The 20,629-nt window shown below is 72.4% G+C and carries 21 protein-coding genes and 7 tRNA genes; 11 read left to right on the forward strand and 17 right to left on the reverse strand.

Translation table 11 applies throughout. The annotated features are described in order from the left end of the window. Positions 1-78: 78 nt before the first annotated feature. Positions 79-636, reverse strand: a complete 558-nt coding sequence (locus ACH4S7_RS25835) for an HIT family protein (RefSeq protein WP_398523675.1) — start codon at positions 634-636, stop codon at positions 79-81. Positions 637-703: 67 nt separating this feature from the next. On the opposite strand from ACH4S7_RS25835, the gene ACH4S7_RS25840 reads away from it, so the two are divergent. Next, on the forward strand, positions 704-1,378 hold the full coding sequence (locus ACH4S7_RS25840) for a potassium channel family protein (protein WP_398523676.1): 675 nt from the start codon (positions 704-706) through the stop codon (positions 1,376-1,378). A 79-nt stretch (positions 1,379-1,457) separates the two neighbouring features. Here ACH4S7_RS25840 and thrS read toward each other — a convergent pair whose 3' ends face one another. Both thrS and ACH4S7_RS25850 read right to left on the reverse strand, forming a co-directional pair. Next, positions 1,458-3,434 carry a threonine--tRNA ligase gene (gene thrS, locus ACH4S7_RS25845; protein WP_398523677.1) on the reverse strand — a complete coding sequence of 659 codons (1,977 nt, stop codon included), beginning with the start codon at positions 3,432-3,434 and terminating at the stop codon, positions 1,458-1,460. A 93-nt stretch (positions 3,435-3,527) separates the two neighbouring features. Continuing rightward, on the reverse strand, positions 3,528-4,715 hold the full coding sequence (locus tag ACH4S7_RS25850; protein ID WP_398523678.1) for a hypothetical protein: 1,188 nt from the start codon (positions 4,713-4,715) through the stop codon (positions 3,528-3,530). 360 nt (positions 4,716-5,075) lie between these two features. Between ACH4S7_RS25850 and ACH4S7_RS25855 the strand changes: the two genes are divergently transcribed. Then, positions 5,076-5,801 carry an exonuclease domain-containing protein gene (locus ACH4S7_RS25855; RefSeq protein WP_398523679.1) on the forward strand — a complete coding sequence of 242 codons (726 nt, stop codon included), beginning with the start codon at positions 5,076-5,078 and terminating at the stop codon, positions 5,799-5,801. A gap of 108 nt (positions 5,802-5,909) precedes the next feature. Here the strand turns inward: ACH4S7_RS25855 and ACH4S7_RS25860 are convergent. From ACH4S7_RS25860 to ACH4S7_RS25875, 4 genes are all read right to left on the reverse strand, one after another. Continuing rightward, positions 5,910-5,981, reverse strand: a tRNA-Val gene (locus ACH4S7_RS25860). Positions 5,982-6,031: 50 nt separating this feature from the next. Continuing rightward, positions 6,032-6,478: an SRPBCC family protein gene (locus ACH4S7_RS25865; protein WP_398523680.1), complete on the reverse strand. Its 447-nt coding sequence runs from the start codon at positions 6,476-6,478 to the stop codon at positions 6,032-6,034. Between the two features lie 227 nt (positions 6,479-6,705). Continuing rightward, positions 6,706-6,777, reverse strand: a tRNA-Val gene (locus ACH4S7_RS25870). Positions 6,778-6,831: 54 nt separating this feature from the next. Further along, a complete protein-coding gene (locus ACH4S7_RS25875; RefSeq protein WP_398523681.1) occupies positions 6,832-7,341 on the reverse strand; it encodes a TIGR02611 family protein in 510 nt (169 codons plus the stop codon). 190 nt (positions 7,342-7,531) lie between these two features. Between ACH4S7_RS25875 and ACH4S7_RS25880 the strand changes: the two genes are divergently transcribed. Both ACH4S7_RS25880 and ACH4S7_RS25885 read left to right on the forward strand, forming a co-directional pair. Then, a complete protein-coding gene (locus ACH4S7_RS25880) occupies positions 7,532-7,945 on the forward strand; it encodes an SsgA family sporulation/cell division regulator (protein ID WP_003959770.1) in 414 nt (137 codons plus the stop codon). 192 nt (positions 7,946-8,137) lie between these two features. Next, positions 8,138-8,695: a CGNR zinc finger domain-containing protein gene (locus ACH4S7_RS25885; RefSeq protein ID WP_398523682.1), complete on the forward strand. Its 558-nt coding sequence runs from the start codon at positions 8,138-8,140 to the stop codon at positions 8,693-8,695. A 21-nt stretch (positions 8,696-8,716) separates the two neighbouring features. Here the strand turns inward: ACH4S7_RS25885 and ACH4S7_RS25890 are convergent, their stop codons facing one another. Beyond that, complete coding sequence (locus tag ACH4S7_RS25890) at positions 8,717-8,878, reverse strand: hypothetical protein (protein WP_398523683.1); 162 nt, start codon at positions 8,876-8,878, stop codon at positions 8,717-8,719. 123 nt (positions 8,879-9,001) lie between these two features. Continuing rightward, a complete protein-coding gene (locus ACH4S7_RS25895) occupies positions 9,002-9,478 on the reverse strand; it encodes a PT domain-containing protein (protein WP_398523684.1) in 477 nt (158 codons plus the stop codon). A gap of 320 nt (positions 9,479-9,798) precedes the next feature. On the opposite strand from ACH4S7_RS25895, the gene ACH4S7_RS25900 reads away from it, so the two are divergent. Continuing rightward, the gene (locus ACH4S7_RS25900) at positions 9,799-10,314 is read left to right on the forward strand and encodes a DsbA family protein (RefSeq protein ID WP_398523685.1); all 516 of its coding nucleotides are present in this window, start codon (positions 9,799-9,801) and stop codon (positions 10,312-10,314) included. A 148-nt stretch (positions 10,315-10,462) separates the two neighbouring features. On the opposite strand, the gene ACH4S7_RS25905 is transcribed toward ACH4S7_RS25900, so the two are convergent. From ACH4S7_RS25905 to ACH4S7_RS25915, 3 genes are all read right to left on the reverse strand, one after another. Further along, positions 10,463-11,302: a GNAT family N-acetyltransferase gene (locus ACH4S7_RS25905; RefSeq protein ID WP_398523686.1), complete on the reverse strand. Its 840-nt coding sequence runs from the start codon at positions 11,300-11,302 to the stop codon at positions 10,463-10,465. A 113-nt stretch (positions 11,303-11,415) separates the two neighbouring features. Next, the gene (locus tag ACH4S7_RS25910; protein ID WP_398523687.1) at positions 11,416-12,246 is read right to left on the reverse strand and encodes an aminotransferase class IV; all 831 of its coding nucleotides are present in this window, start codon (positions 12,244-12,246) and stop codon (positions 11,416-11,418) included. Then, positions 12,243-13,319, reverse strand: coding sequence for a chorismate-binding protein (locus ACH4S7_RS25915; protein ID WP_398523688.1), 1,077 nt, complete (start codon positions 13,317-13,319; stop codon positions 12,243-12,245). Before ACH4S7_RS25915 ends, ACH4S7_RS25910 begins: the two co-directional genes overlap by 4 nt. A gap of 179 nt (positions 13,320-13,498) precedes the next feature. Here ACH4S7_RS25915 and ACH4S7_RS25920 point away from each other — a divergent pair. The 5 genes from ACH4S7_RS25920 to ACH4S7_RS25940 all read left to right on the forward strand — a co-directional run bounded on the left by ACH4S7_RS25920 (position 13,499) and on the right by ACH4S7_RS25940 (position 13,968). Continuing rightward, positions 13,499-13,571, forward strand: a tRNA-Gly gene (locus ACH4S7_RS25920). A 35-nt stretch (positions 13,572-13,606) separates the two neighbouring features. Further along, positions 13,607-13,680, forward strand: a tRNA-Cys gene (locus ACH4S7_RS25925). A 1-nt stretch (position 13,681) separates the two neighbouring features. Then, positions 13,682-13,753 (forward strand) — tRNA-Val (locus ACH4S7_RS25930). A 21-nt stretch (positions 13,754-13,774) separates the two neighbouring features. Further along, positions 13,775-13,846, forward strand: a tRNA-Val gene (locus tag ACH4S7_RS25935). Positions 13,847-13,893: 47 nt separating this feature from the next. Then, positions 13,894-13,968 (forward strand) — tRNA-Val (locus ACH4S7_RS25940). A gap of 109 nt (positions 13,969-14,077) precedes the next feature. Here the strand turns inward: ACH4S7_RS25940 and ACH4S7_RS25945 are convergent. The 3 genes from ACH4S7_RS25945 to ACH4S7_RS25955 all read right to left on the reverse strand — a co-directional run bounded on the left by ACH4S7_RS25945 (position 14,078) and on the right by ACH4S7_RS25955 (position 16,383). Next, positions 14,078-14,449, reverse strand: a complete 372-nt coding sequence (locus ACH4S7_RS25945; protein WP_398523689.1) for a zf-TFIIB domain-containing protein — start codon at positions 14,447-14,449, stop codon at positions 14,078-14,080. 77 nt (positions 14,450-14,526) lie between these two features. Then, positions 14,527-15,492 carry a phosphotransferase family protein gene (locus ACH4S7_RS25950; protein WP_398523690.1) on the reverse strand — a complete coding sequence of 322 codons (966 nt, stop codon included), beginning with the start codon at positions 15,490-15,492 and terminating at the stop codon, positions 14,527-14,529. 684 nt (positions 15,493-16,176) lie between these two features. Continuing rightward, positions 16,177-16,383 (reverse strand): hypothetical protein, encoded by a 207-nt coding sequence (locus ACH4S7_RS25955; protein ID WP_398523691.1) that lies wholly within the window; start codon positions 16,381-16,383, stop codon positions 16,177-16,179. Between the two features lie 753 nt (positions 16,384-17,136). On the opposite strand from ACH4S7_RS25955, the gene ACH4S7_RS25960 reads away from it, so the two are divergent. Next, positions 17,137-18,357, forward strand: coding sequence for a protein kinase (locus tag ACH4S7_RS25960; protein WP_398523692.1), 1,221 nt, complete (start codon positions 17,137-17,139; stop codon positions 18,355-18,357). Between the two features lie 152 nt (positions 18,358-18,509). On the opposite strand, the gene ACH4S7_RS25965 is transcribed toward ACH4S7_RS25960, so the two are convergent. After that, positions 18,510-19,328, reverse strand: coding sequence for a TrmH family RNA methyltransferase (locus ACH4S7_RS25965; RefSeq protein ID WP_398523693.1), 819 nt, complete (start codon positions 19,326-19,328; stop codon positions 18,510-18,512). 63 nt (positions 19,329-19,391) lie between these two features. Then, positions 19,392-20,624 (reverse strand): uroporphyrinogen-III C-methyltransferase, encoded by a 1,233-nt coding sequence (gene cobA / locus ACH4S7_RS25970; protein WP_398523694.1) that lies wholly within the window; start codon positions 20,622-20,624, stop codon positions 19,392-19,394. Positions 20,625-20,629 lie beyond the last annotated feature (5 nt).

A 20,629-nucleotide genomic window follows, 5' to 3' on the forward strand; every position in this document is an offset into this window, starting at 1 on the left:
CAGGGCGGTCGGAGGTGTCCGGGGCCGGTGGATCATCGGCCCCGGACCCGGACACCCGGACCCTCGCGTGCGGACCGGTCAGACCGGCCAGGCCGCCGCCAGCATCGCCCGCGTGTCCGCGAGGAGCTGCGGCAGCACCTTCGTATGGCCGACGACCGGCATGAAATTGGTGTCCCCGCCCCATCTCGGCACGATGTGCTGGTGCAGATGGGCCGCGATGCCGGCCCCGGCCGACACCCCCTGGTTCATCCCGATGTTGAAGCCGTGCGCGCCGGACGCCGCGCGCAGCGCGGTCATCGCCCGCTTGGTGAACAGGGCCAGCTCGGCGGTCTCCGCCTCGTCCAGCTCCGTGTAGTCGGCGACGTGCCGGAAGGGCACGACCATCAGATGTCCGCCGTTGTACGGGTAGAGGTTGAGCACCGCGTACACGGTCTCGCCCCGCGCGATCACCAGCCCGTCCTCGTCGGACTTGGCGGGGATGGAGCAGAAGGGGCAGCCGTCACCGGCCTCGGGCCCGCTCGGCTTGTTCTCACCCTGGATGTAGGCCATCCGGTGGGGCGTCCACAGGCGCTGGAACGCGTCGGGCGTCCCCACTCCGATCTGCTGCTCCGGCTCACTCGTCATGCTGTGCAGCATATTGCTTCGCCCATACGGATCGTGTCGTCGGGGGCGGCCTCCCGCCGGGGGCCGCGATGCTGGGCGGATGAGCGACGAGAGCGGGCTGTCGGAGTGGCGCCGGCGCACGGAGGTCCCCCTGTTCGCGGCGTCGGGGCTCTTCCTCGCGTCCTACGCGGTCCGGGTGCTCGCCACGGATCTGCCCCAGGGCTGGCGGGACACCTGTCTGGCGGTGACCTACGCGGCGTGGGCGCTGTTCGTCGTGGACTACGTGGTGTGCTGGCGGCTCAGCGGCGAGGGCGCCTCCTACGTCCGGCGGCATCCACTGGACGCGATCGTGGTGGTGCTGCCGCTGCTGCGCCCGCTGCGGGTGGTCCGGATCTACGAGTCGGTCCAGCACCGGCGCGCCCGTCCCCGGCTGGCGCTGCACGCCCGCGTGATCGTCTACTCGGGCATGTCCGCGGTGCTGCTGGGGTTCGCGGGCGCGCTGGCGGTGTACGCGTACGAGCGCGGGGCGCCGGGGGCGACGATCAGGACGTTCGGCGACTCGGTGTGGTGGGCCTGCTCCACGCTGACGACGGTGGGGTACGGGGACGTGGCGCCGGTGACCTTCATGGGCCGGACGGTGGCGGTGGTGATGATGGCGGGCGGGCTGGCGCTGCTGGGGGCGGTGACGGGGTCGTTCTCGTCGTGGCTGATCCAGACCTTCTCGATGGACGAGGACAGCGGGCCCCCGGGGAACACCCCGGGGGCCCGCCAGTAGGTCCCTGTCCGGGCGATCTTCGAGCCCGACAAGCTCGCCCGGACAGGGACCTGAGCGGCCCGGTGGGCCGCGATCACGCTCAGACCTGGCTGCGGTCCTCGACGACCTGCACCAGCTTCGCGAGGGCGGCCTCGCGCGGGATGCCGTTCTCCTGGGAGCCGTCGCGGTAGCGGAAGGAGACCGTGCCCGCGTTCATGTCCTCGTCACCGACGATGATCATGAAGGGAACCTTGAGCTTCTGGTGGTTCCTGATCTTCTTCTGCATCCGGTCGGAGGACGCGTCGACCTCGACCCGCAGACCCTTCTTCTTCGCGTCGGCGGCGAACTCCCGCAGGTAGTCGACGTGTCCGTCACCGATCGGGATGCCGACCGCCTGGACCGGGGCCAGCCACGGCGGCATGGCGCCCGCGTAGTGCTCCAGGAGCACGGCGAAGAACCGCTCGATCGAGCCGAAGAGCGCCCGGTGGATCATGACCGGCTGCTGTCGCGAGCCGTCCGGGGAGGTGTACTCCAGGTTGAACCGCTCGGGCAGGTTGAAGTCGAGCTGGATCGTCGACATCTGCCAGGTCCGGCCGATGGCGTCGCGCGCCTGCACCGAGATCTTCGGGCCGTAGAAGGCCGCGCCGCCGGGGTCGGGGGTCAGCGGGAGGCCCTGCTTCTCGGCCACCTGGCGCAGCACCTCGGTGGCCTCCTCCCAGGCGTCGTCCGAACCGACGTACTTCTCCGGGTCCTTGGTCGACAGCTCCAGGTAGAAGTCGGTCAGACCGTAGTCCCGCAGGAGGTTCAGGACGAAGGTGAGGGTGCGGTCGAGCTCCTCCGCCATCTGCTCGCGGGTGCAGTAGATGTGCGCGTCGTCCTGGGTGAAGCCGCGGGCCCGGGTCAGTCCGTGGACCACGCCCGACTTCTCGTACCGGTACACCGTGCCGAACTCGAACAGCCGGAGCGGCAGCTCGCGGTACGAGCGCCCCCGGGCATCGAAGATCAGATTGTGCATCGGGCAGTTCATGGGCTTGAGGTAGTAGTCGGTACCACCGTCGAGCTGCATGGGGGGGTACATGCCCTCCGCGTACCAGTCGAGGTGACCGCTCTTCTCGAAGAGGGCGCCCTTGGTGGCGTGCGGGGTGTAGACGAACTCGTACCCCTCCTCCTCGTGCCGGCGGCGCGAGTAGTCCTCCATCACCCGGCGCACGATGCCGCCGCGCGGATGGAAGACGGCGAGGCCGGAACCGATCTCGTCCGGTACGGAGAAGAGGTCCAGCTCGCTGCCGAGCTTGCGGTGGTCGCGCTTCTCGGCCTCGGCGAGGAATTCGAGGTGCGCCTTCAGCTCGTCCTTGGACGGCCAGGCGGTGCCGTAGATCCGCTGGAGCATCGGGTTCTTCTCGCTGCCCCGCCAGTACGCCGCGGCGTTCCGCATCAGCTTGAACGCCGGGATGTTCCGGGTGGTGGGCAGGTGCGGACCCCGGCAGAGGTCCTTCCAGCACAGCTCGCCGGTCTTGGCGTCCAGGTTGTCGTAGATGGTCAGCTCGCCGGCGCCCACCTCGACGTTCGCGCCGTCGTCGCTGGAGGCCGAGCCCTTGAGCCCGATCAGCTCCAGCTTGTACGGCTCGGCCGCCAGCTCCTCGCGGGCGGCCTCGTCGGTCACCACCCGGCGGGAGAAGCGCTGGCCGCGCTTCTGGATCTCCTGCATCTTCTTCTCGACGGCCTTGAGGTCCTCGGGCGTGAAGGGCTTCTCGACGTCGAAGTCGTAGTAGAAGCCGTCCTTGACCGGGGGGCCGATGCCGAGCTTGGCGTCGGGGAACAGCTCCTGCACGGCCTGCGCCATGACGTGCGCGGCCGAGTGGCGCAGGATGTCGAGGCCGTCGGGGGAGGAGATCTCGACGGGTTCGATCTCCTCGCCGTCCGACACGACGTACGCGAGGTCCTTCAGCTCGCCCGCGACCCGGGCGGCGACGATGGTGCGCTCACCGGCGAAGAGGTCCGCGGCCGTCGTCCCCGTCGTCACCACGCGCTCGTCCCGCTCGGAATCGCGTTGGATGATCACACGGACGTCTGACACCGGTCTCTCCTGACTGAGGGAAATGCGCCAGTGGACACTGCGCGCGCCTGAATCGTACCGAGCCGACCGGGCCGTCCGCTAAACGAATAGCCCTCAGCGCTCCTGGTCGGCCGCGGCGCCGCGGCTCCCCCGGTCCTGGCGGGCTTCGCCGACCGGGGCGGAGACCACGTTCGACGCGTCGGTGAGACGCCGGAAGCCACCCCGGCTCTCCAGCCGCCCCACCACCCGGATCGGCACCCCGGCGAGATGGGCGTGGCCCGCCGTGCGGTACGCGTCCTCCTCCAGCGCGACCCGGATGTGCGGCACCTCCGCACCCGCCAGCACTCTCAGCCGTACCGTGCCCGGTCCGGCCGGGGCCGCGCGGCTCATCCGTACCACCGTGCCCGTGATCCGGACCGGGACAGAGGGCTCGGACCGCAGGTAGCGCTCGCTCGCCAGGCGCAGCGCGGGCAGGTCGCCGGGCGAGAACTCCACCGGCTCGTGCCGGGCCGGGCAGCCGTCGGGCACCCCGGCCACCGGTGACCACGCCAGCGAGATCCGGGCCCCCTCCGAGCCGCGCACCAGCGCGACGACCGCCTCGGTGAGCTCCCGGCTCACGCCCAGCGCGACCGCGGTGTCGAAGGCCCCCATGCCCCCGGTGGCCAACTGTCGGTCGGTGGCCGCCCGCGCCGCCCTGAGTGCGTGGTGGAGCCGGACCGTGACCGCGCGTCCGCTGTCGACCGGGACGAAGGCGGTGAGCGCGCGCCCGCCGGGCGCCACGCCCACGAGGACGCCGTCGAGCGACGCCAGCGCCCGGCGCCGGTGGCGCGCGCCGTGGTAGCCCGCCCGGCCCCGCACGGCGAGGGCGCCCGCCATCAGTATCTGCCGGGCGGCGGCGCGCAGTTGTTCCTGTGCGGTCCAGGAGACGGCGAGGCCCTGGGGGACATCGCGCCACCAGCGGATCTCATCACTGGGCACGGTGAGGCCGACGAGCACCTCACGGGCGGAGGGGGCGGCGCTGTGGGCGAGCGCGGTGAGGGCCTCGCAGAGCAGGTCCTCGCAGTCGGGGAAGGAGCGGCTCTCCGGTACGAGCACACTGGTGGCGCCCCCGGTGTGGCCCGGTGGCGTCCAGCGCGCGTACCGTCCGGCCGCTCCGGCGCGACGGCGCCAGCCGTGCCGGTGGAGCAGGGCGCCGAGGACGACCGGGTCGACCTGGGCCGGATCCGGCTCCGCCGCGTACCGGGGTTGGGCCGCCCGCGCCGTGGCGTGGGGGCGGACGGAGTCGTCGTGGGGCCGGTGCATCAGGGTCTCCCTCCCGCCCCGACCCTCCTGGTGAGTTTCGCGGACGCCCGGTCGCCGGCGATCCGTGGGGTCGGGATCCGCACAATGGTCCTGCGCGCGCCCGTCACCGGGGCGGTCCGCCAGGATGGTGCCTCAGAGCCTGTCTTCCGGATCGAGCCGGCGCGCCCCCCGGCGCCTCGCACGAGGCACCGGTGGCCCGCGGGGTCCTGCCGGTCCCCCGACCCGCATGTCCGGACAGGGCGTCAGATGTCGTCCCCGTCATCTGTGTTGTCACCGCCCCGCGTACGGCGCAAACGGTCCGGGTATCACCGATTCGGCGCGTGACGCGCCATTCGCCGAGCAGGGACGAGGAGTTCGGCCATGACGCTCTGGTACGACGGCCCCCTGGCCGCTTTCGACACGAAGACCACAGGAGTCGACGTCGAGCGGGACCGCGTCGTCTCGGCCTCGGTGGTGGTCCAGGACGCGGCGGGCGGTCCGCCGCGGATCACCCGCTGGCTGGTCGGCCCCGGGGTGCCGGTGCCGGCCGCCGCGGTGGAGGCGCACGGGCTCACCGACGACCGCCTCCGGCGCGACGGGCGCTGGCCGGCGCCCGTGCTGGAGGAGGTGGCGCGGTCGCTGGCCGAACAGTGCGCGGCGGCCCGCCCGCTGGTGGTCGTGGACGCGCCGTTCGGCCTGACCCTCCTCGACCGTGAGCTGCGGCGGCACCGAGCGGCGCCGCTCTCCCGCTATCTGGAGCACGTATCGCTGTGTGTGCTCGACCCACGTGTACTGGACAGACAGCTGGACCGCTACCGCAAGGGGCCTCGCACGCTCACCGATCTCCGCGAGCGGTACGGGGTGTCGTCCGACGGCACACCCGACACGGTGGCCGACGCGCTGGCGGCGCTGGAGGTGACCCGGGCGGTGGGCCGTCGGTTCGCCGCCCGGCTGGAGCGGCTGTCCGCGCCCGAGCTGCACACCCTTCAGGCGGTGTGGCACGCGGCGCACACGCGCGGGCCGCAGGCGTGGTTCGCCCGCGGGGGCGCACCCGATGTGGTGGATCCGGCGTGGCCGCTCCGGACCGAACTGCGCGCCTCCGTCTGACGCGTGCGCGCCCGCGGCGGGGCCTGGAAGCGGTGATCCGGAGAGCGAGGACGGGCGACCGGAAACAGACGAGGCCGGTCCGTCGATGACGGACCGGCCTCTTCCCGGTGGGCGATACTGGGTTCGAACCAGTGACCTCTTCGGTGTGAACGAAGCGCTCTCCCACTGAGCTAATCGCCCGGGAACGGACTGAACCATACAGGCCCCGGCCGCCCACCTTCAAATTCCGCTCACCGGGAGCGCAGCCGGGCGGCGAGACCGCGCCGCCCGGACCGCATCATGATCGCGTGGTTGGCCCGGAACAGCGGGCGGCAGGCGGGTGCGAGCCGTCGCATCAGGGGTTTGCGCACCTCCACCTCCTGGTCGTAGCGGACCCGGGTGCCGGTGCCGCGCGCCGTCAGCGTCCAGCGCGCCCAGCCCGTCAGATCGCCCGTCATACCGACCTCCAGCAGCAGCGCCCCGGGATCGCGCCGCCGCGCGCGGACGGTGACCCGGAGGTCGTACGGGAGGACGGAGCGGAAGCGCACGATCCCGCTCTCCTCGTCGACCGGGGTCACCTCGCGGACCTGCGGCCACCACAGGGGGTACTCCGCCGCCCGCTCCAGCACGGCGTAGACGGCGGGTGGTTCGGCGCTGAGGTCCCAGATGCTGTGGAAGCGGTAGTGGCACCAGTTCATGGGGCGAGTCTGCGCTCCCGGCCGACGGTACGGGGGCGGTACGCGCCCGGCACCCGGCCGGCGACCAACGACCAGCCGAAGGCTGCGGGCTGCGGGCTGCGGGCTGCGGGCTGCGGGCTGCGGGCTGCGGGCTGCGGGCTGCGGGGCATCGTGTGCCGGCCGGGCTGACCCTCGGTCACGCCGAAGGCCCCGGAGACTCACTGAGTCTCCGGGGCCTTCGATCCGGGTGGGCGATACTGGGTTCGAACCAGTGACCTCTTCGGTGTGAACGAAGCGCTCTCCCACTGAGCTAATCGCCCGGGCGCACCGCAAACATTACCCCATGTCAGCGGGTCCCCCCGACCGGTTTCCGGTCAGGATTCGATCTTCCACGGCAGGGTGATACCGAACTTCCAGAGGTAGATCCCGGCGAGCACCGCACAGATCGTCACACCGGCCGTGGTGAGGATGATGTTGCGCCGCCGCACCCTCGGATCGAGCGCGCGCTGTGCCGCCTCGCTCACCTTGCGCTTGGTCCAGCGCAGGACGAGCTGGGCCCAGACGAACTCGGTCGCCCAGATCGCCATACCGCCGAAGATCACGACCCAGCCGGGACCGGGCAGCACCAGCATGGCCACACCGGCGGAGACCACCGCGAGCCCGACCACGAAGACGCCGACCTGCCAGCTCAGATGCAGGGTTCGGCGCGCCTGGACATAAGCAGGCGCTCGCGACCCGAGGGGTTTCTCGGCGTCTTTTCCGTCACCGTCCGTCGTCGTGCCCCCAGCCGGTTCCGCACCGTCGGCGGGCTTCTCCCCGTCCGTCGGCTTCACTTCCTCAGCGGCCGCCATCGCGACCTCCGTGCCGTTACTCCCCGTGTTCATGCAAGCCAATCTACCCGACCGGGTGGAGTCACCGGAATGGTCCCAGGGAACGAAGAATCACTCCGCCGTTAGGGGTACCTAAACGCACCCAAAACCCTCAGAGGGGTTTACAACGGCACCGTAGGTGGCATGTCGATTTCGCCGACGTGCGAATCCCCGAGCGCACACTGAGCGAAAGGCCCTGGCGCTTATGAACACCACGGTCAGCTGCGAGCTGCACCTGCGCCTCGTTGTATCGAGCGAGTCTTCACTGCCTGTACCCGCGGGCCTGCGGTATGACACGGCCGATCCCTATGCCGTGCACGCCACCTTCCACACCGGAGCCGAAGAGACGGTCGAATGGGTCTTCGCCCGCGATCTTCTCGCCGAGGGTCTGCACCGGCCCACCGGCACGGGTGACGTCAGAGTCTGGCCGTCCCGCAGTCATGGCCAGGGCGTCGTCTGCATCGCGCTCAGCTCCCCGGAGGGCGAAGCCCTGCTCGAGGCCCCGGCGCGGGCCCTGGAGTCGTTTCTGAAGCGGACGGACGCGGCGGTGCCACCGGGTACCGAGCACCGTCACTTCGATCTCGACACGGAACTCTCGCACATCCTGGCGGAGAGCTGAGCCAGGCCGAGAGCCGCACGGCGCCGTCCTACTCGGGGAGACGGCGCCGCGCGGACAATCACATACGGCGGACGTATCGGCGTCGGCATCGCGCATTCCAACGCGGTGACGACGCCGATACGCTTTGACACGAGCCGCTAGAGTCAGCGCAATTCTTCGGGCACCGGCCCGCAGCTGGCCAGGGAGCGAATCGTGCTGATCCCCCACGACACCAGAATTGCACTCGACATGGTCGTCGATCTGGTGAACACCGCACCGGAAGGCGACCAGGGCGACCGGCTCGCGAATGTCACCGCCCTGGAGGATTTCGTCCGGGGCCACCAGATAAGCGATGTGGGTGAGCTGACCCCCCGGGATCTGCGGGGTGTGCAGGGCGTACGCCGCCGGTTCGCGGATGTCTTCGCCTCCACCGAGAGCCGAATCGCGGCGGAGTTGATCAATGACCTCGTCGCCGCGGCGGGCACCACTCCGCAACTCACCGACCACGACGGCTACGACTGGCATGTGCACTACTTCGCACCGGGCGCCTCGGTGGCCGACCATCTCGCGGCCGACGGCGGGATGGCGCTGGCCTTCATGGTCGTCGCGGGCGAGCAGGAACGGTTGCGGCGCTGCGAGGCGCCGGACTGCGGCCGGGCGTTCGTGGATCTCTCCCGGAACCGCTCGCGCCGCTACTGCGACAGCCGCACCTGCGGCAACCGCCTCCATGTCGCCGCTTACCGCGCGCGCCGCAAGGAAGCGGCCGGCTGAGCCGCGCGGCCGGAGCACCGGTCACAGCAGGAAGAGATCGTGTACGGCGGCCATGAGCAACAGCACGCCGATCACCGCGAGGAAGATCATTAGGGGCGGCTGGGAGAGCGCGAAGAGACAGCCTCGCGGCTCCTGCGGCTCTTTCGGGGGTGCGGGGGACTCGCCCCGGGAGGTATCGAGCATCTCGGGGTGATGATGACGCAGGCCGGGGCGTGGTGATCAACCAACACGCGCCGGGATGGCGGGAGTTCACCTCGGGACGGACCACCCCCGCCTGGCATTCGCCCTGGTGACAGACGCGGAAGCTTAGATTCCGTGCTTCTTGAGGATCGCCTCGATGTCGCTGAAGTCCTCACCGGAACGCGCCGCCTTGGGCTTCGCCGACGGCGGTGCCACGGGCTGCGCAGCCGGCTTGACGGTGGGCTGCGCCGCGGGGCGGGTTCCGCCGAGGGAGGGCGCGGAGGCCGCGGGCGCGACCGCCTCGCGCTGCGCGGCCTTGGCCGCCTTGCGCTCCTTCCGGCCGCCGCCGGTGCGTCGCTCGACGGCACGGGTCGTCATGAAGAGCAGCCAGGCGCCGCCCAGCAGTCCGAAGCCGGCCCATGCCGTGGGGCTGAAGGCGGTGTCGACCGCCCACTCGACGGCGCCCGTCAGCACCAGACCGATCGGCACCAGGGAGTAGGCCGCGATCCGGGTAGCGGCGAGAAAACGCTTGCGGTACGCCGTGATCGCGGCGATGCCCAGGCCCGCCGCGGACACCGCGGAACAGATGGTCTCGGCAATCATTCCGGGTCCTCCAGGCATCGGGGGCATCGACGGGATCCCTCCGGCATTCCGGGGGGACTCCCCCTCCATCCTGCACCGACCGGGGCCGTTGCGGCCACGGTCCGGTACGACCTCAGGGAGATCTCGGGGGCGACCTCATCCCCAGGTCCCGGTCCCGTCGCAGGTGGGAGCGGTCCGGAACACCCGTCCGGACGGATTCACGGCCGCCGAACACCCCCGGCTGAGCGGGGGGATGCGCAGGCGGTCGGCCGGGCTCGCCGGCCGGCTGGGGTGACCGGTGCCCGGTTGGGCCCCGGGCCGGGGGCTGGGAGACTGCCCCCATGAACGACTCCCCCACCACCGGCCGTGCCGTCCTCGATCTCTGGTGCGATCTCCAGTGCCCCGACTGTCTGACCGCCCTCGACGATGTCCGGGCCCTGCGTGAACGCTACGGCGACCGGCTGGAGATCCGGCTGCGGCACTTCCCACTGGAGGGCCACAAGCACGCCTACGCGGCGGCCCAGGCTGCGGAGGAGGCAGCCGACCAGGGGAAGGGCCGGGAGTTCTACGAGGCCGTGCTCGACGGGGTCGATGAGCTGCGGCGCAGAGGTGAGCCGTTCCTGCTGGACACCGCTCGCGAACTGGGCCTGGACGCCGATGAATTCGACACCGCCCTCATCGACGGCCGCCATCTCCTGATCGTCGACGCCGACCAGGCCGAGGGCAAGGCGATCGGGGTGACCGGCACCCCGACCTATGTGATCGGGGACGAGCGTCTCGACGGGGGCAAGAGCCAGGACGGGCTGCGGGCCCGGATCGAGGAGATCGCCGACCGCCTCCTGGCCGACGCCGGCTGATGACCGACGGCTGATGACTGACGGCGACGGCTGACGGCTCCTCGCGTACCGCCGACCGGTCGGGGGCGGTCCGGGAACCGGCCGTCAGATCGGTGGCTTGACGAGGCCGGCTGCCGTCAGATCGGTGGCTTGACGAGATCGGCGGTCGTCAGAGCAGCGGTTTGGCGAGGTTGACGGCCGTCGTCCGGTAGCCGAGCGACTCGTAGAGGGCGAGCGCCGGGGCGTTGCCCGCGAAGACGTGCAGCCCCAGCAGACGGGTCCCGGCCTCCCGGGCGTCCCGTTCCGCGAGCAGCATCAACGACCGCCCATTGCCCCGGCCCCGGTGCGCCACGGCGACCTCGACGTCATACACGTAGGCGCCGCGCTCCCCGGGCCGGACCTCCCGCCACCCCAGATAGAGGTGGCCGACGACGGCGCCGCCCCGGACCAGGACCTGGAGCCGGACCCCCGGGGTGGCGAGGCCGTCGGGCAACCCGGAGTTCCGGTCCGCCTCCGCCTTGGCCAGCGCCAGGTCGGCCGGGAGTCCCCGCTCGGCCCAGCTCCGCGCGTACCCTTCGAGTTCGGCCTCCCACCACACCCGGAACTCGGCCTCGGTCATCGACCGTGCCTCGACGTCCGCCGGCAGCGCGGGCGGTTCCGGGTCCAGCTCCTTGAGCATGAGGCGACCGCGTTCGGTGTAGCCGAGGGCGGTGGCGAGCCGGGTCGCCCCGGTGGCCGCCGGCGGTACGGACACCTGCGCCTGGGTGCAGCCCCACCCCCGTAGCACCTCTTCGGCGGCGAGCGCGGCGACGGTCCCCCGCCCCCGGCGGCGGTCCGGCTCGTCGATGCGCAGCGAGCGGATGGTGCCGATGCCCGGCCCGAGCGAGGGCAGCGTGGCGATCTCGACCGCTCCGACGGGACGGCTGTTGACGCGGACCTCGTACTCGCGTGACCGCGCGCCGTTCGCCTCGTCCTGAAGCGGCCCGGTCGGCCGCAGAGTGGTGGTCATCTGACGTGTTCTACCTGCCACACGGTCACCCGTCACGCGGTTTTACGCAGCCTTCTCCTGAAGTACGCGCGCTCTTGGGAAACCGACGCCACCCACGGTCGGGGGCACGGGGCTCAGGACAGCCGGGGGTCCGGGTCGGCCGCCGCGCGCTCCTCGAAGACCCGCATGGCCTTGGCGGTCACCGGTCCCGGCGCATCGGCGAGCGGCCGGCCGTCGATCCCGTGGACGGCCTGCACGTCCCGGGTGCTGGAGGTCAGGAAGACCTCCTCGGCCCGCTCCAGCACGTCGAAGGGCAGCTCGGTCTCCCGGGCGCCCGCCCACTCCACGGTCAGGGCGCGGGTGATGCCCGCGAGGCAGCCGGAGGAGACGGGCGGGGTGTGGAGTTCGCCGTCGATCACGACGAAGACATTGGAGCCGGTGCCCTCGCAGAGCTGTCCGACGGTGTTGGCGAAGAGCGCCTCGGACGCGCCCCGCTCGGCCGCCCTGGCGAGGGCCACGACGTTCTCCGCGTACGAGGTGGTCTTCAGCCCGGTCAGCGCGCCGCGTTCGTTGCGGGTCCAGGGGACGGTGATGACGGCGGTGGTGTCGGGGCGGCGCGAGATCTCGCCGACACCGACGACCAGGGTCGGGCCCGCGGTGCCGCGGTCGGAGCCGAGCGGGGAGAGCCCTCCGGTGTACGTGATCCGCAGCCGGCCGCGTTCCACCGGGTTGGCGTCGAGCACGGCGGCGCAGGCGCGGCGCACCTCGTCGTGGTCGGGGGCGGCGAGTCCGAGTCCGCGTGCGGAGCGGGTCAGCCGGTCGAGGTGGAGGGTGAGGGCGAAGGGCTGTCCGTGGACGGTCTTGACCGTCTCGAAGACGCCGTCGCCGACGGTGAGGCCGTGATCGAGCACGGACACCCGGGCGTCGTCGGCGTCCCGCAGGCCGCCGTTGACCCAAAGCTTCATCTGACTGGTCCTTCCACTTGCGTGTGCGCTCGTCCCCCGGCGTCCGGGTCCGACGCTATCGCGAGCAGCCGGGACGCCTTGAGTTCGGTCTCGTCCCACTCCCGCTCGGGGTCGGAGCCCCAGGTGATGCCCGCTCCGGTGCCGAACCGCAGTTGGGCGCCGCCGTCGCCGGAGCGGTCGAGCCAGAAGGTGCGGATGCCGACGGCCAGCTCCCCGGTGCCCCGGTCGGCGTCCACCCAGCCGATGCCGCCGCAGTACGGCCCGCGGGGCGCCGTCTCCAGCGCCTCGATGATCCGCAGGGCGCTGGACTTGGGCGCCCCGGTCACCGAGCCGGGCGGGAAGGTCGCGGCGAGGAGCCGCTGCCAGCCCTCCTTGGGTCCCAGCTCGCCGCGGACGGTCGAGACGAGGTGGACCAGTCCGGGGTGGGCCTCGACCGCGCAGAGCTCGGGGACGGTGACGGTGCCGGTGGCGCAGACCCGTCCGAGGTCGTTGCGGACGAGGTCCACGATCATCACGTTCTCGGCGTGGTCCTTCTCCAGCAGGTCCGCCGCGGTCCGGCCGGTGCCCTTGATCGGCCCGGACTCGATGACCGGGCCCGTGCGGCGCAGGTACAGCTCGGGGGATGCGGTGGCTATCTCCACCCCGTGGTCGGGCAGCCGAATCGTTCCGGCATAGGGGGCGGGGTTGCCGTGGGCGAGCAGGGCGGTGAGCGCGTCCACGTCGGCGCCCACGGGGTCCGGCAGCGGTGCGGAGAGCACCCGGCAGAGGTTGGCCTGATAGACCTCGCCGGCCGCGATGTGCTCCCGTATGCGGTGGACGCCCGCGATGTACCCGGCCCGGTCCAGGGACGAGGTCCAGTCGCCGGCGGCGGGTCCCCGCCAGCGTCCCGGTACCGCCGCGGGCACCGGTTCCGTCCTCACCTCGCCGAAGCGGGCGCAGGTCAGACCGCCCTCGAAGTCGGCGGCGACGGCCCAGAAGCCGGCGGAGTCGAGGGCTTCGGGGTCGCTGGTGACGTCCCGGAGGTCGGTGGCGATCAGTCGCCCGAAGCGGGCCAGGGGAGGGAGGTCGTGCACGTCTGCGAGTCTATGACCGGCGCCGATCGGACCACGACGACCGTCGGCCGCCCCCGCCGGTCGGCCACTGCGGCACGAACACACGTCAGCACGCTGCGGAAACGCGTTTTTGTGCTGGCTCAGGAATCCGCTAGAGTTCAACACGTCGCCGGGACGCGCAGCGGATCGGAAAAAGACAAGCGGACGTGGCTCAGTTGGTAGAGCATCACCTTGCCAAGGTGAGGGTCGCGAGTTCGAATCTCGTCGTCCGCTCGAAGTGGGGGATCTTCCCGGACCCCTGCACTCCTGGTGGAGTGGCCGAGAGGCGAGGCAACGGCCTGCAAAGCCGTCTACACGGGTTCAAATCCCGTCTCCACCTCCAAGGACGATTAGCTCAGCGGGAGAGCGCTTCCCTGACACGGAAGAGGTCACTGGTTCAATCCCAGTATCGTCCACTGGATCCGCGAGGATCCCCCGCGCGATTAGCTCAGCGGGAGAGCGCTTCCCTGACACGGAAGAGGTCACTGGTTCAATCCCAGTATCGCGCACGCAGGTACAGCGACAACGCAGGTCAACAGCATATGCAGGACTTCCCGCGCGATTAGCTCAGCGGGAGAGCGCTTCCCTGACACGGAAGAGGTCACTGGTTCAATCCCAGTATCGCGCACCACCCGGAACCCCCCGGCCGTCTCGACGGCCGGGGGGTTCCGTCGTACCCGCCTCGCCCGGTACGGTCCGCCGACCCGGCCGAATCGGTCGGGTCGGCGGCGCGCGGCGGTTCAGGACGAGAAGAGCATCCGCCCGAAGCCCTTGTTGCGGTGGTGGCCCCCCTGGTGACCGCCGTGATGACCGTGGTGACCGTGGTGACCACCGTGCTGCGGCGCGCCCCAGGCGGGCGCGGGGGCGGCCGGGTACGCCTGCGGCGCGGGCGGCGCCGGCGGATACCCCTGGGGCGCGGGGGCCGCCGGCTGGTACCCCTGGGGTCCGGGCGGGGCGGGCGGCGCCTGCTGGGTCCACTGCGACTCCAGACGGGTCAGGGCCTCAAGCTCGCCGTAGTCGAGGAAGATCCCCCGGCATCCGCCGCACTGCTCGATCTGGACGCCGTTCCGGTTGTACGTATGCATCGGTGCGTGGCACTTGGGACACTGCATGGTCTTGGCTCAGCTCCTCGCCGTTCGGTCGCCACCGCCGGAGGTGATCTCTCCCCCGGCGGGCGGACAGCAGCAGCCTACGACGGAGCCCGGGTCTCCAACTCGGGCGGGAGGCGGGCGATTCGGGCACAGGCGTCGATCATCGCCCGGTCGACCTCGTCGGGTTCACGCCGCTCCGCCGCCGCCCTGACGACGGAGAGCGCGGCCGTCTGGACGGTCAGGGCGCGGGCGGGTACGTCGAGCCGGCGCCAGGGATCACCGCCGGGGTCCACCGCGGGGCCGCCGGCCGCCGTGTACGCCCCGAGGAAGCGCTGCCAGATCTCCGGGGCGAGCAGACCGGCGAGGTACCAGGCGGCGGGGCGGGCCAGATCCCAGCCGGGGTCGCCGATTCCGAGGTCGTCGACGTCGATCAGCAGCCAGGGCCCGGCCGGGGCGGGATGCCGCACGAGCTGGCCCAGATGCAGGTCCCCGTGGCAGAGGGTGCCGCCGCGGAGCGGGGCCGCCTCGCCACGGGCCCAGGTGGGCAGACTCCCCCAGGCCCGCTCGACGGTGGCGGATGCGGCCGGGTGCTCCCCCGCCGCCCGCATCCGGGCGAGCGCGCGGGCGGCCTTCAGCGGGCCGCGCATGGGCGGTAGCGGACCCGGCAGGGCGCCGGTCCCGACGGAGTGGAGGCGCGCCAGCAGGGTCGCCGCCGCCTCCCACGGGGCGGCGTCCGGGTCGGCGGGGTCGACCGGCACCCCGTAGGGCCAGGCGGTGACGGGCCGGCCCGCCGCCTCCCGTACCCCGAGGGGCAGCGGTGGGAGCAGTATCCCGGCGAGGCGCGGGTGCGCGGCGACCGCGAGCCGGGCGCGGTGGCCGGCCGGATCAGTGCCGGGGGCGTGGGCCTTGGCGACGGCCGCCCCGTGCCGTACGACCGTCCCGTCGTCCCGGTCCGCGAGGACGGCCTCAGCGGGGGCGCAGGCCCGACAGTCCCGGGTGCCCGGCGTGGGATGGGCCGCGGCCCGGGCGGCGCCGTGGAGCGCGGTGATGACGGCTGTGGTCACGATCTCCCCCGGTACGGACGAACACCCTGGCGGGCCTGGCGGGGAGCCTACGCGCGCGGGCCGGCCGGGCGGCGAGCGGGAACGCATCGGGCGGAGCCTGACGAAGCTGACGGGGACTGACCGCGGAGTACCCGGCCGGTACGGGGACCACAGGGCCGGAGCCCGGAGTACGGGTGACGGGCCGGGGCCGGGGCGGCCGATCGGTGGGCACCCGGTGCACGGGCCTCGGCGGTCCGGGCTCCGCGTACACGAGCGACGGGGCGGAGGGGTGCGAGCCGACGGGCCGGAGCGGGACCGGCCGCAGGGTACGGACCGGAAGGCAGCGGTCGGAGGCGACGGGCCAGAGGAAGTGCCAGCCCGGGGGTGGGACCGGAGCGGGACCGGCCGCAAGGCGCGGACCGAAGAGCAGCAGCCGGAGGGGGACCGGCCGCAGGGTACGAGCCGGGGACAGCGGCCCAGGTGGGGCCGGAGGGCGACCGACCGCAAAGTACGAGCCGGGGGTGGGACCGGAGCGGGACCGGCCGCAGGGCAGGGGCTCAGGGGGACGGGTCCGCGGGGAAAACGCGTTGGCCGGTCAGCTCCCCAGCTGACCGGCCATCGCTGCCGTCCGCCGCACCCCCGTCCCCACGGGGTTTTGGCCGGATGTCCCCGACCCGGACCGCTCTTCCGGGTCCGGGGCGCCGCTCAGCGCCCCAGCATCACGCCCACGGACGACGCTTGTGTCACCACTGCTTCCCAGCCGCCGAAGACGACCACCAGCAGTGCTGCCAGGGGAAGGACCATGGCCGTGGCCACCAGCGGATGCCGCTGGCCGGACCGTCGGCCGCCGAACGCGGCTGATGCCCTGCGTCCCTGCGTGCGGATCATGGTCCGCGATGCCGTGTCCGCCATGGTTCCTCTCCTGTCGTATAGAACAGCGGCGGGTGTCTGACCTCGGGGGACGAGTGCTGCACCCGCCGCTTGACCTCAACACTAGGGAACCGTGGAGCCCCGGGCGTCATGCCCGCGTACCGATTGCCGGGCCTCCCGGAGGATGAGCCCCCACCCCTCGGCGTACTCCCCTGGGTGGAGACGCGGGTCCAGGACTTGGGGTCTTCCCTGAGAGGGCCCGCTGAGGGGCGGCCGATCCACCGGAGCGGGCGCTCCGGCGCCCCGGGCGACAGGGGCGCGGACCACCGACGACCCCGGGTGACTTCGCTCACTTCCACCACCACCCGCCCCACCGTGCTCCCTACCCGACGGGCCGCCCGGCTTGCCATGACTTCGTACGTACGGGGGGTGTCACGGGTACCCACCACCGGGACCGGCGGCCACCCCGACCTGATCCAATCCCCGTGTACGGAAAGTCTGTTGACAACCCCCGCGGGGCGGGTCGGGCGGATACCGTCTTCCCCGACGGCCGGTCAAGTCTCCCACCGGCCACCGACAATCCGTCGGCCCCGGAGGGCGCGGCCTCTGAGCGCACCGGGGCGGGTGTACGTAAGCTGTGGCACGTCAAAATCGGACGCTCGGGCAGCGGAGTGGAGCTCGCCTCCATCCACTGGACAGGGGTGGGACTTCCCCCACCGCTTGGCACGGGTGGGGCATTCCCCCACCGCTAGGTAGGGGTGGGGGGAACAACCTCACCGCAGGCAGGGGACGGACATGGCGATGATGCGGCTCCGGCGCGAGGACCCGCGTGTCGTCGGCTCGTTCCGGCTGCACCGACGACTCGGCGCGGGCGGGATGGGCGTTGTCTATCTGGGGTCCGACCGACGCGGCCAGCGGGTGGCGCTGAAGGTGATCCGGCCGGATCTGGCCGAGGACCAGGAGTTCAGATCGCGGTTCGCCCGCGAGGTCTCGGCCGCCCGGCGGATCCGGGGCGGGTGCACGGCCCGGCTGGTGGCGGCCGACCTGGAGGCGGAACGCCCCTGGTTCGCCACGCAGTACGTCCCCGGTCCCTCCCTGCACGACAAGGTCGCCGAACACGGTGTGCTCCAGGCCGCCGAGGTCGCCGCGATCGGGGCCGCGCTCTCCGAGGGGCTGGTGGCGGTGCACGAGGCCGGTGTCGTCCACCGGGATCTGAAGCCGTCGAACATCCTGCTCTCCCCCAAGGGCCCGCGCATCATCGACTTCGGCATCGCCTGGGCGACCGGCGCGAGCACGCTGACGCACGTCGGTACGGCGGTGGGCTCGCCCGGATTCCTCGCCCCCGAGCAGGTGCGGGGCGTGGCGGTCACGGCGGCGACGGATGTCTTCTCGCTGGGTGCGACCCTCGCGTACGCGGCGACCGCCGACTCCCCCTTCGGGCACGGCGGTTCCGAGGTCATGCTCTACCGGGTCGTCCACGAGGAGCCGCACCTCCAGGGCGTGCCGGACGCGCTGGCCCCGCTGTTGCGGGCCTGTCTGGCGAAGGACCCCGAGGAGCGCCCCAGCACGCTCCAGCTCTCCATGCGGCTCAAGGAGATCGCAGCCCGGGAGGCGCAGGGCCTGCCGGAGGGCAGGCCGCCGGTCCAGCGAGACCGGGCCGAGGCCGATCGGCCGACCTCGCGCTACCCCGGTCGGCTGGACCGGACCGAGCGCCTGGAGCGGCCGGTCCGCGGCACGGCGGGCGGGCCCGGGCAGCGTTCCCAGCCCTCTCGTACGGACGGCTCCGCGCGACCGTCCCGTACGGATGGCACCGGGCGCCCGGCTGGTGCCGCGCGCCCCCAGCGTCCGCGTGGCGCCGCGCGGACGAACGGCCGGCCGGGTCCCCGCTCCGGAGTGCGGACGACCTCGACGGGGCGCCGGCCCGCCAATCCGAGGCTGCTGCGTCAGCGCCTCGTCGTGTTCTTCGTGGTGACGCTGATCGTGGCGCTGGGGATCGCGGCGGCGCAGCAGTTGTAGCCCGGTCTCACGGCCGCGGCCCGGTCGGGGATCGGCCCGGCCCGGTCGGGGATCAGGCCAGACCGGCACTGATGGGACCGGTCGGGGTTCCGTCGGGAGCCTCCCGGCCGGCCGGTCCCGTGCACGCGCGGTCCCCCCGGCCGGGGTGCCGGTCAGCCCCGCGGGCGACCGGTGGCGACCGCGTAGAAGGCGACCGCCGCGGCCGCGCCCACATTGAGCGAGTCCACGCCGTGCGCCATGGGGATGCGCACCCATTCGTCCGCCGCCACCAGCGCCCGCGTGGAGAGTCCGTCGCCCTCCGCACCGAGCATCAGCGCGACCCGGTCGAGCCGGTGGGGGGCGGCCTCGTCGATCGAGGTGGCCTTCTCCGAAGGGGTGAGCGCGAGCAGTTTGAAGCCCGCTTCCCGGACGGTCTCCAGTCCCCGGGGCCAGACGTCGAGACGGGCGTACGGGACGGAGAAGACCGCCCCCATCGACACCTTCACGGAGCGGCGGTAGAGCGGGTCCGCGCAGTCCGGCGAGAGCAGCACCGCGTCCATGCCGAGGGCGGCGGCGCTGCGGAAGATGGCGCCGATGTTGGTGTGGTCGTTGACCGACTCCATGACGACGACCCGGCGCGCGGTCGTCAGCAGTTCGTCCGCGGTCGGCAGGGGCTTGCGCTGCATGGAGGCGAGCGCGCCCCGGTGGACGTGGTAGCCGGTGACGCGCTCGGCGAGTTCCGGGGTCACCGCGTACACGGGCGCCGGGAGTTCGTCGATGACGTCCCGCATCACATCGACCCACTTGGCGGAGAGCAGCATCGACCGCATCTCGTAACCGGCGTCCCTGGCCCGTCGGATGACCTTCTCGCCCTCGGCGATGAACAGCCCCTCGGCGGGCTCGCGTCGGCGGCGCAGCTCCACATCGGTCAGGCCGGTGTAGTCGTGCAGACGGGGGTCTTCGGGGTCATCGATGGTGATGAGATCAGCCACGGGGTGATACTGCCTTCTCCTGTGTGGTGGTGCCAACGCCCGGGTGGCGGTCGGTACCGATGGTTATGCGTGAGCGCGCCGGCCGACGGTGACCACATCGCCGATGACGATCACCGCCGGGGGGCGGACGCCCTCGGCGACGACGGTGTCCGCGACCGTGGCGAGGGTGGCGTCGACCCGGCGCTGGGCGGCCGTGGTGCCCTCCTGGACCAGGGCGACCGGGGTGTGCGGGGCCCGGCCGCCCGCGATCAGGGCCCCGGCGATGGCACCGATCTTGTCGACGCCCATCAGGACGACGATCGTGCCCCGGAGGCGGGCCAGCGCGGGCCAGTCGACCAGCGAACGGTCGTCGTCCGGCGCGACATGGCCACTGACGACGGTGAACTCATGGGCGACGCCCCGGTGGGTGACCGGGATGCCGGCCGCGCCCGGCACACTGATCGAGCTGGAGATGCCGGGCACGACGACGCAGGGGATACCGGCGTCGGCGAGCGCCTCGGCCTCCTCCATGCCCCGGCCGAAGACGAAGGGGTCGCCGCCCTTGAGCCGTACCACCGCCCGGCCCGCCCTGGCGTGTTCTATCAGCGCGTTGTTGATGGCCTCCTGGGCCATGAAACGGCCGTACGGGATCTTGGCGGCGTCGATGACCTCGACGTGCGGCGGCAGTTCGTCCAGCAGGTCGCGGGGGCCGAGCCGGTCGGCGATGACGACGTCCGCCTCGGCGAGCAGCCGACGGCCCCGGACGGTGATCAGATCGGGGTCGCCGGGGCCGCCGCCGACGAGGGCGACGCCGGGAGTCCTCGACCGGTGCCGGGGGGCGGCGATCGTGCCGTCGCGCAGGCCCTCGACGATGGCGTCGCGCACGCTGGCGGAACGGCGCGGGTCGCGGCCGGTGAGCACGGCGACGGTGACGCCTTCGGAGCGTCCGGTGGCGGGCGTCCAGGCGGTGGCGGCACCGGCGTCGTCGGACCGTACGCACCAGGTGCGGTTCCGTTCGGCCTCGGCGGACGCGTGCTCGTTGGCCTCGGTGTCGGAGGTGGCGACGAGGACGTACCAGGCGTCGGCGAGGTCCCCGGCGGCGTACCGGCGCCGTTCCCAGCGGATCTCCCCGGCGTCGGCCATGGCCTCGACGGAGGGTGTCGCGGACGGGGAAACCAGGACGATGTCCGCGCCGGTCGCGATGAGGGCGGGCAGCCGGCGCTGGGCGACCTGTCCGCCGCCGACGACGACGACGCGCCGCCCGGAGAGACGGAGACCGACGGGATAGGCGGGGTGCTCGGGCGCGTGCTCGACCATGGTGG

The organism is Streptomyces sp. NPDC020965 (assembly GCF_044333555.1).
Lineage (GTDB): Bacteria > Actinomycetota > Actinomycetes > Streptomycetales > Streptomycetaceae > Streptomyces.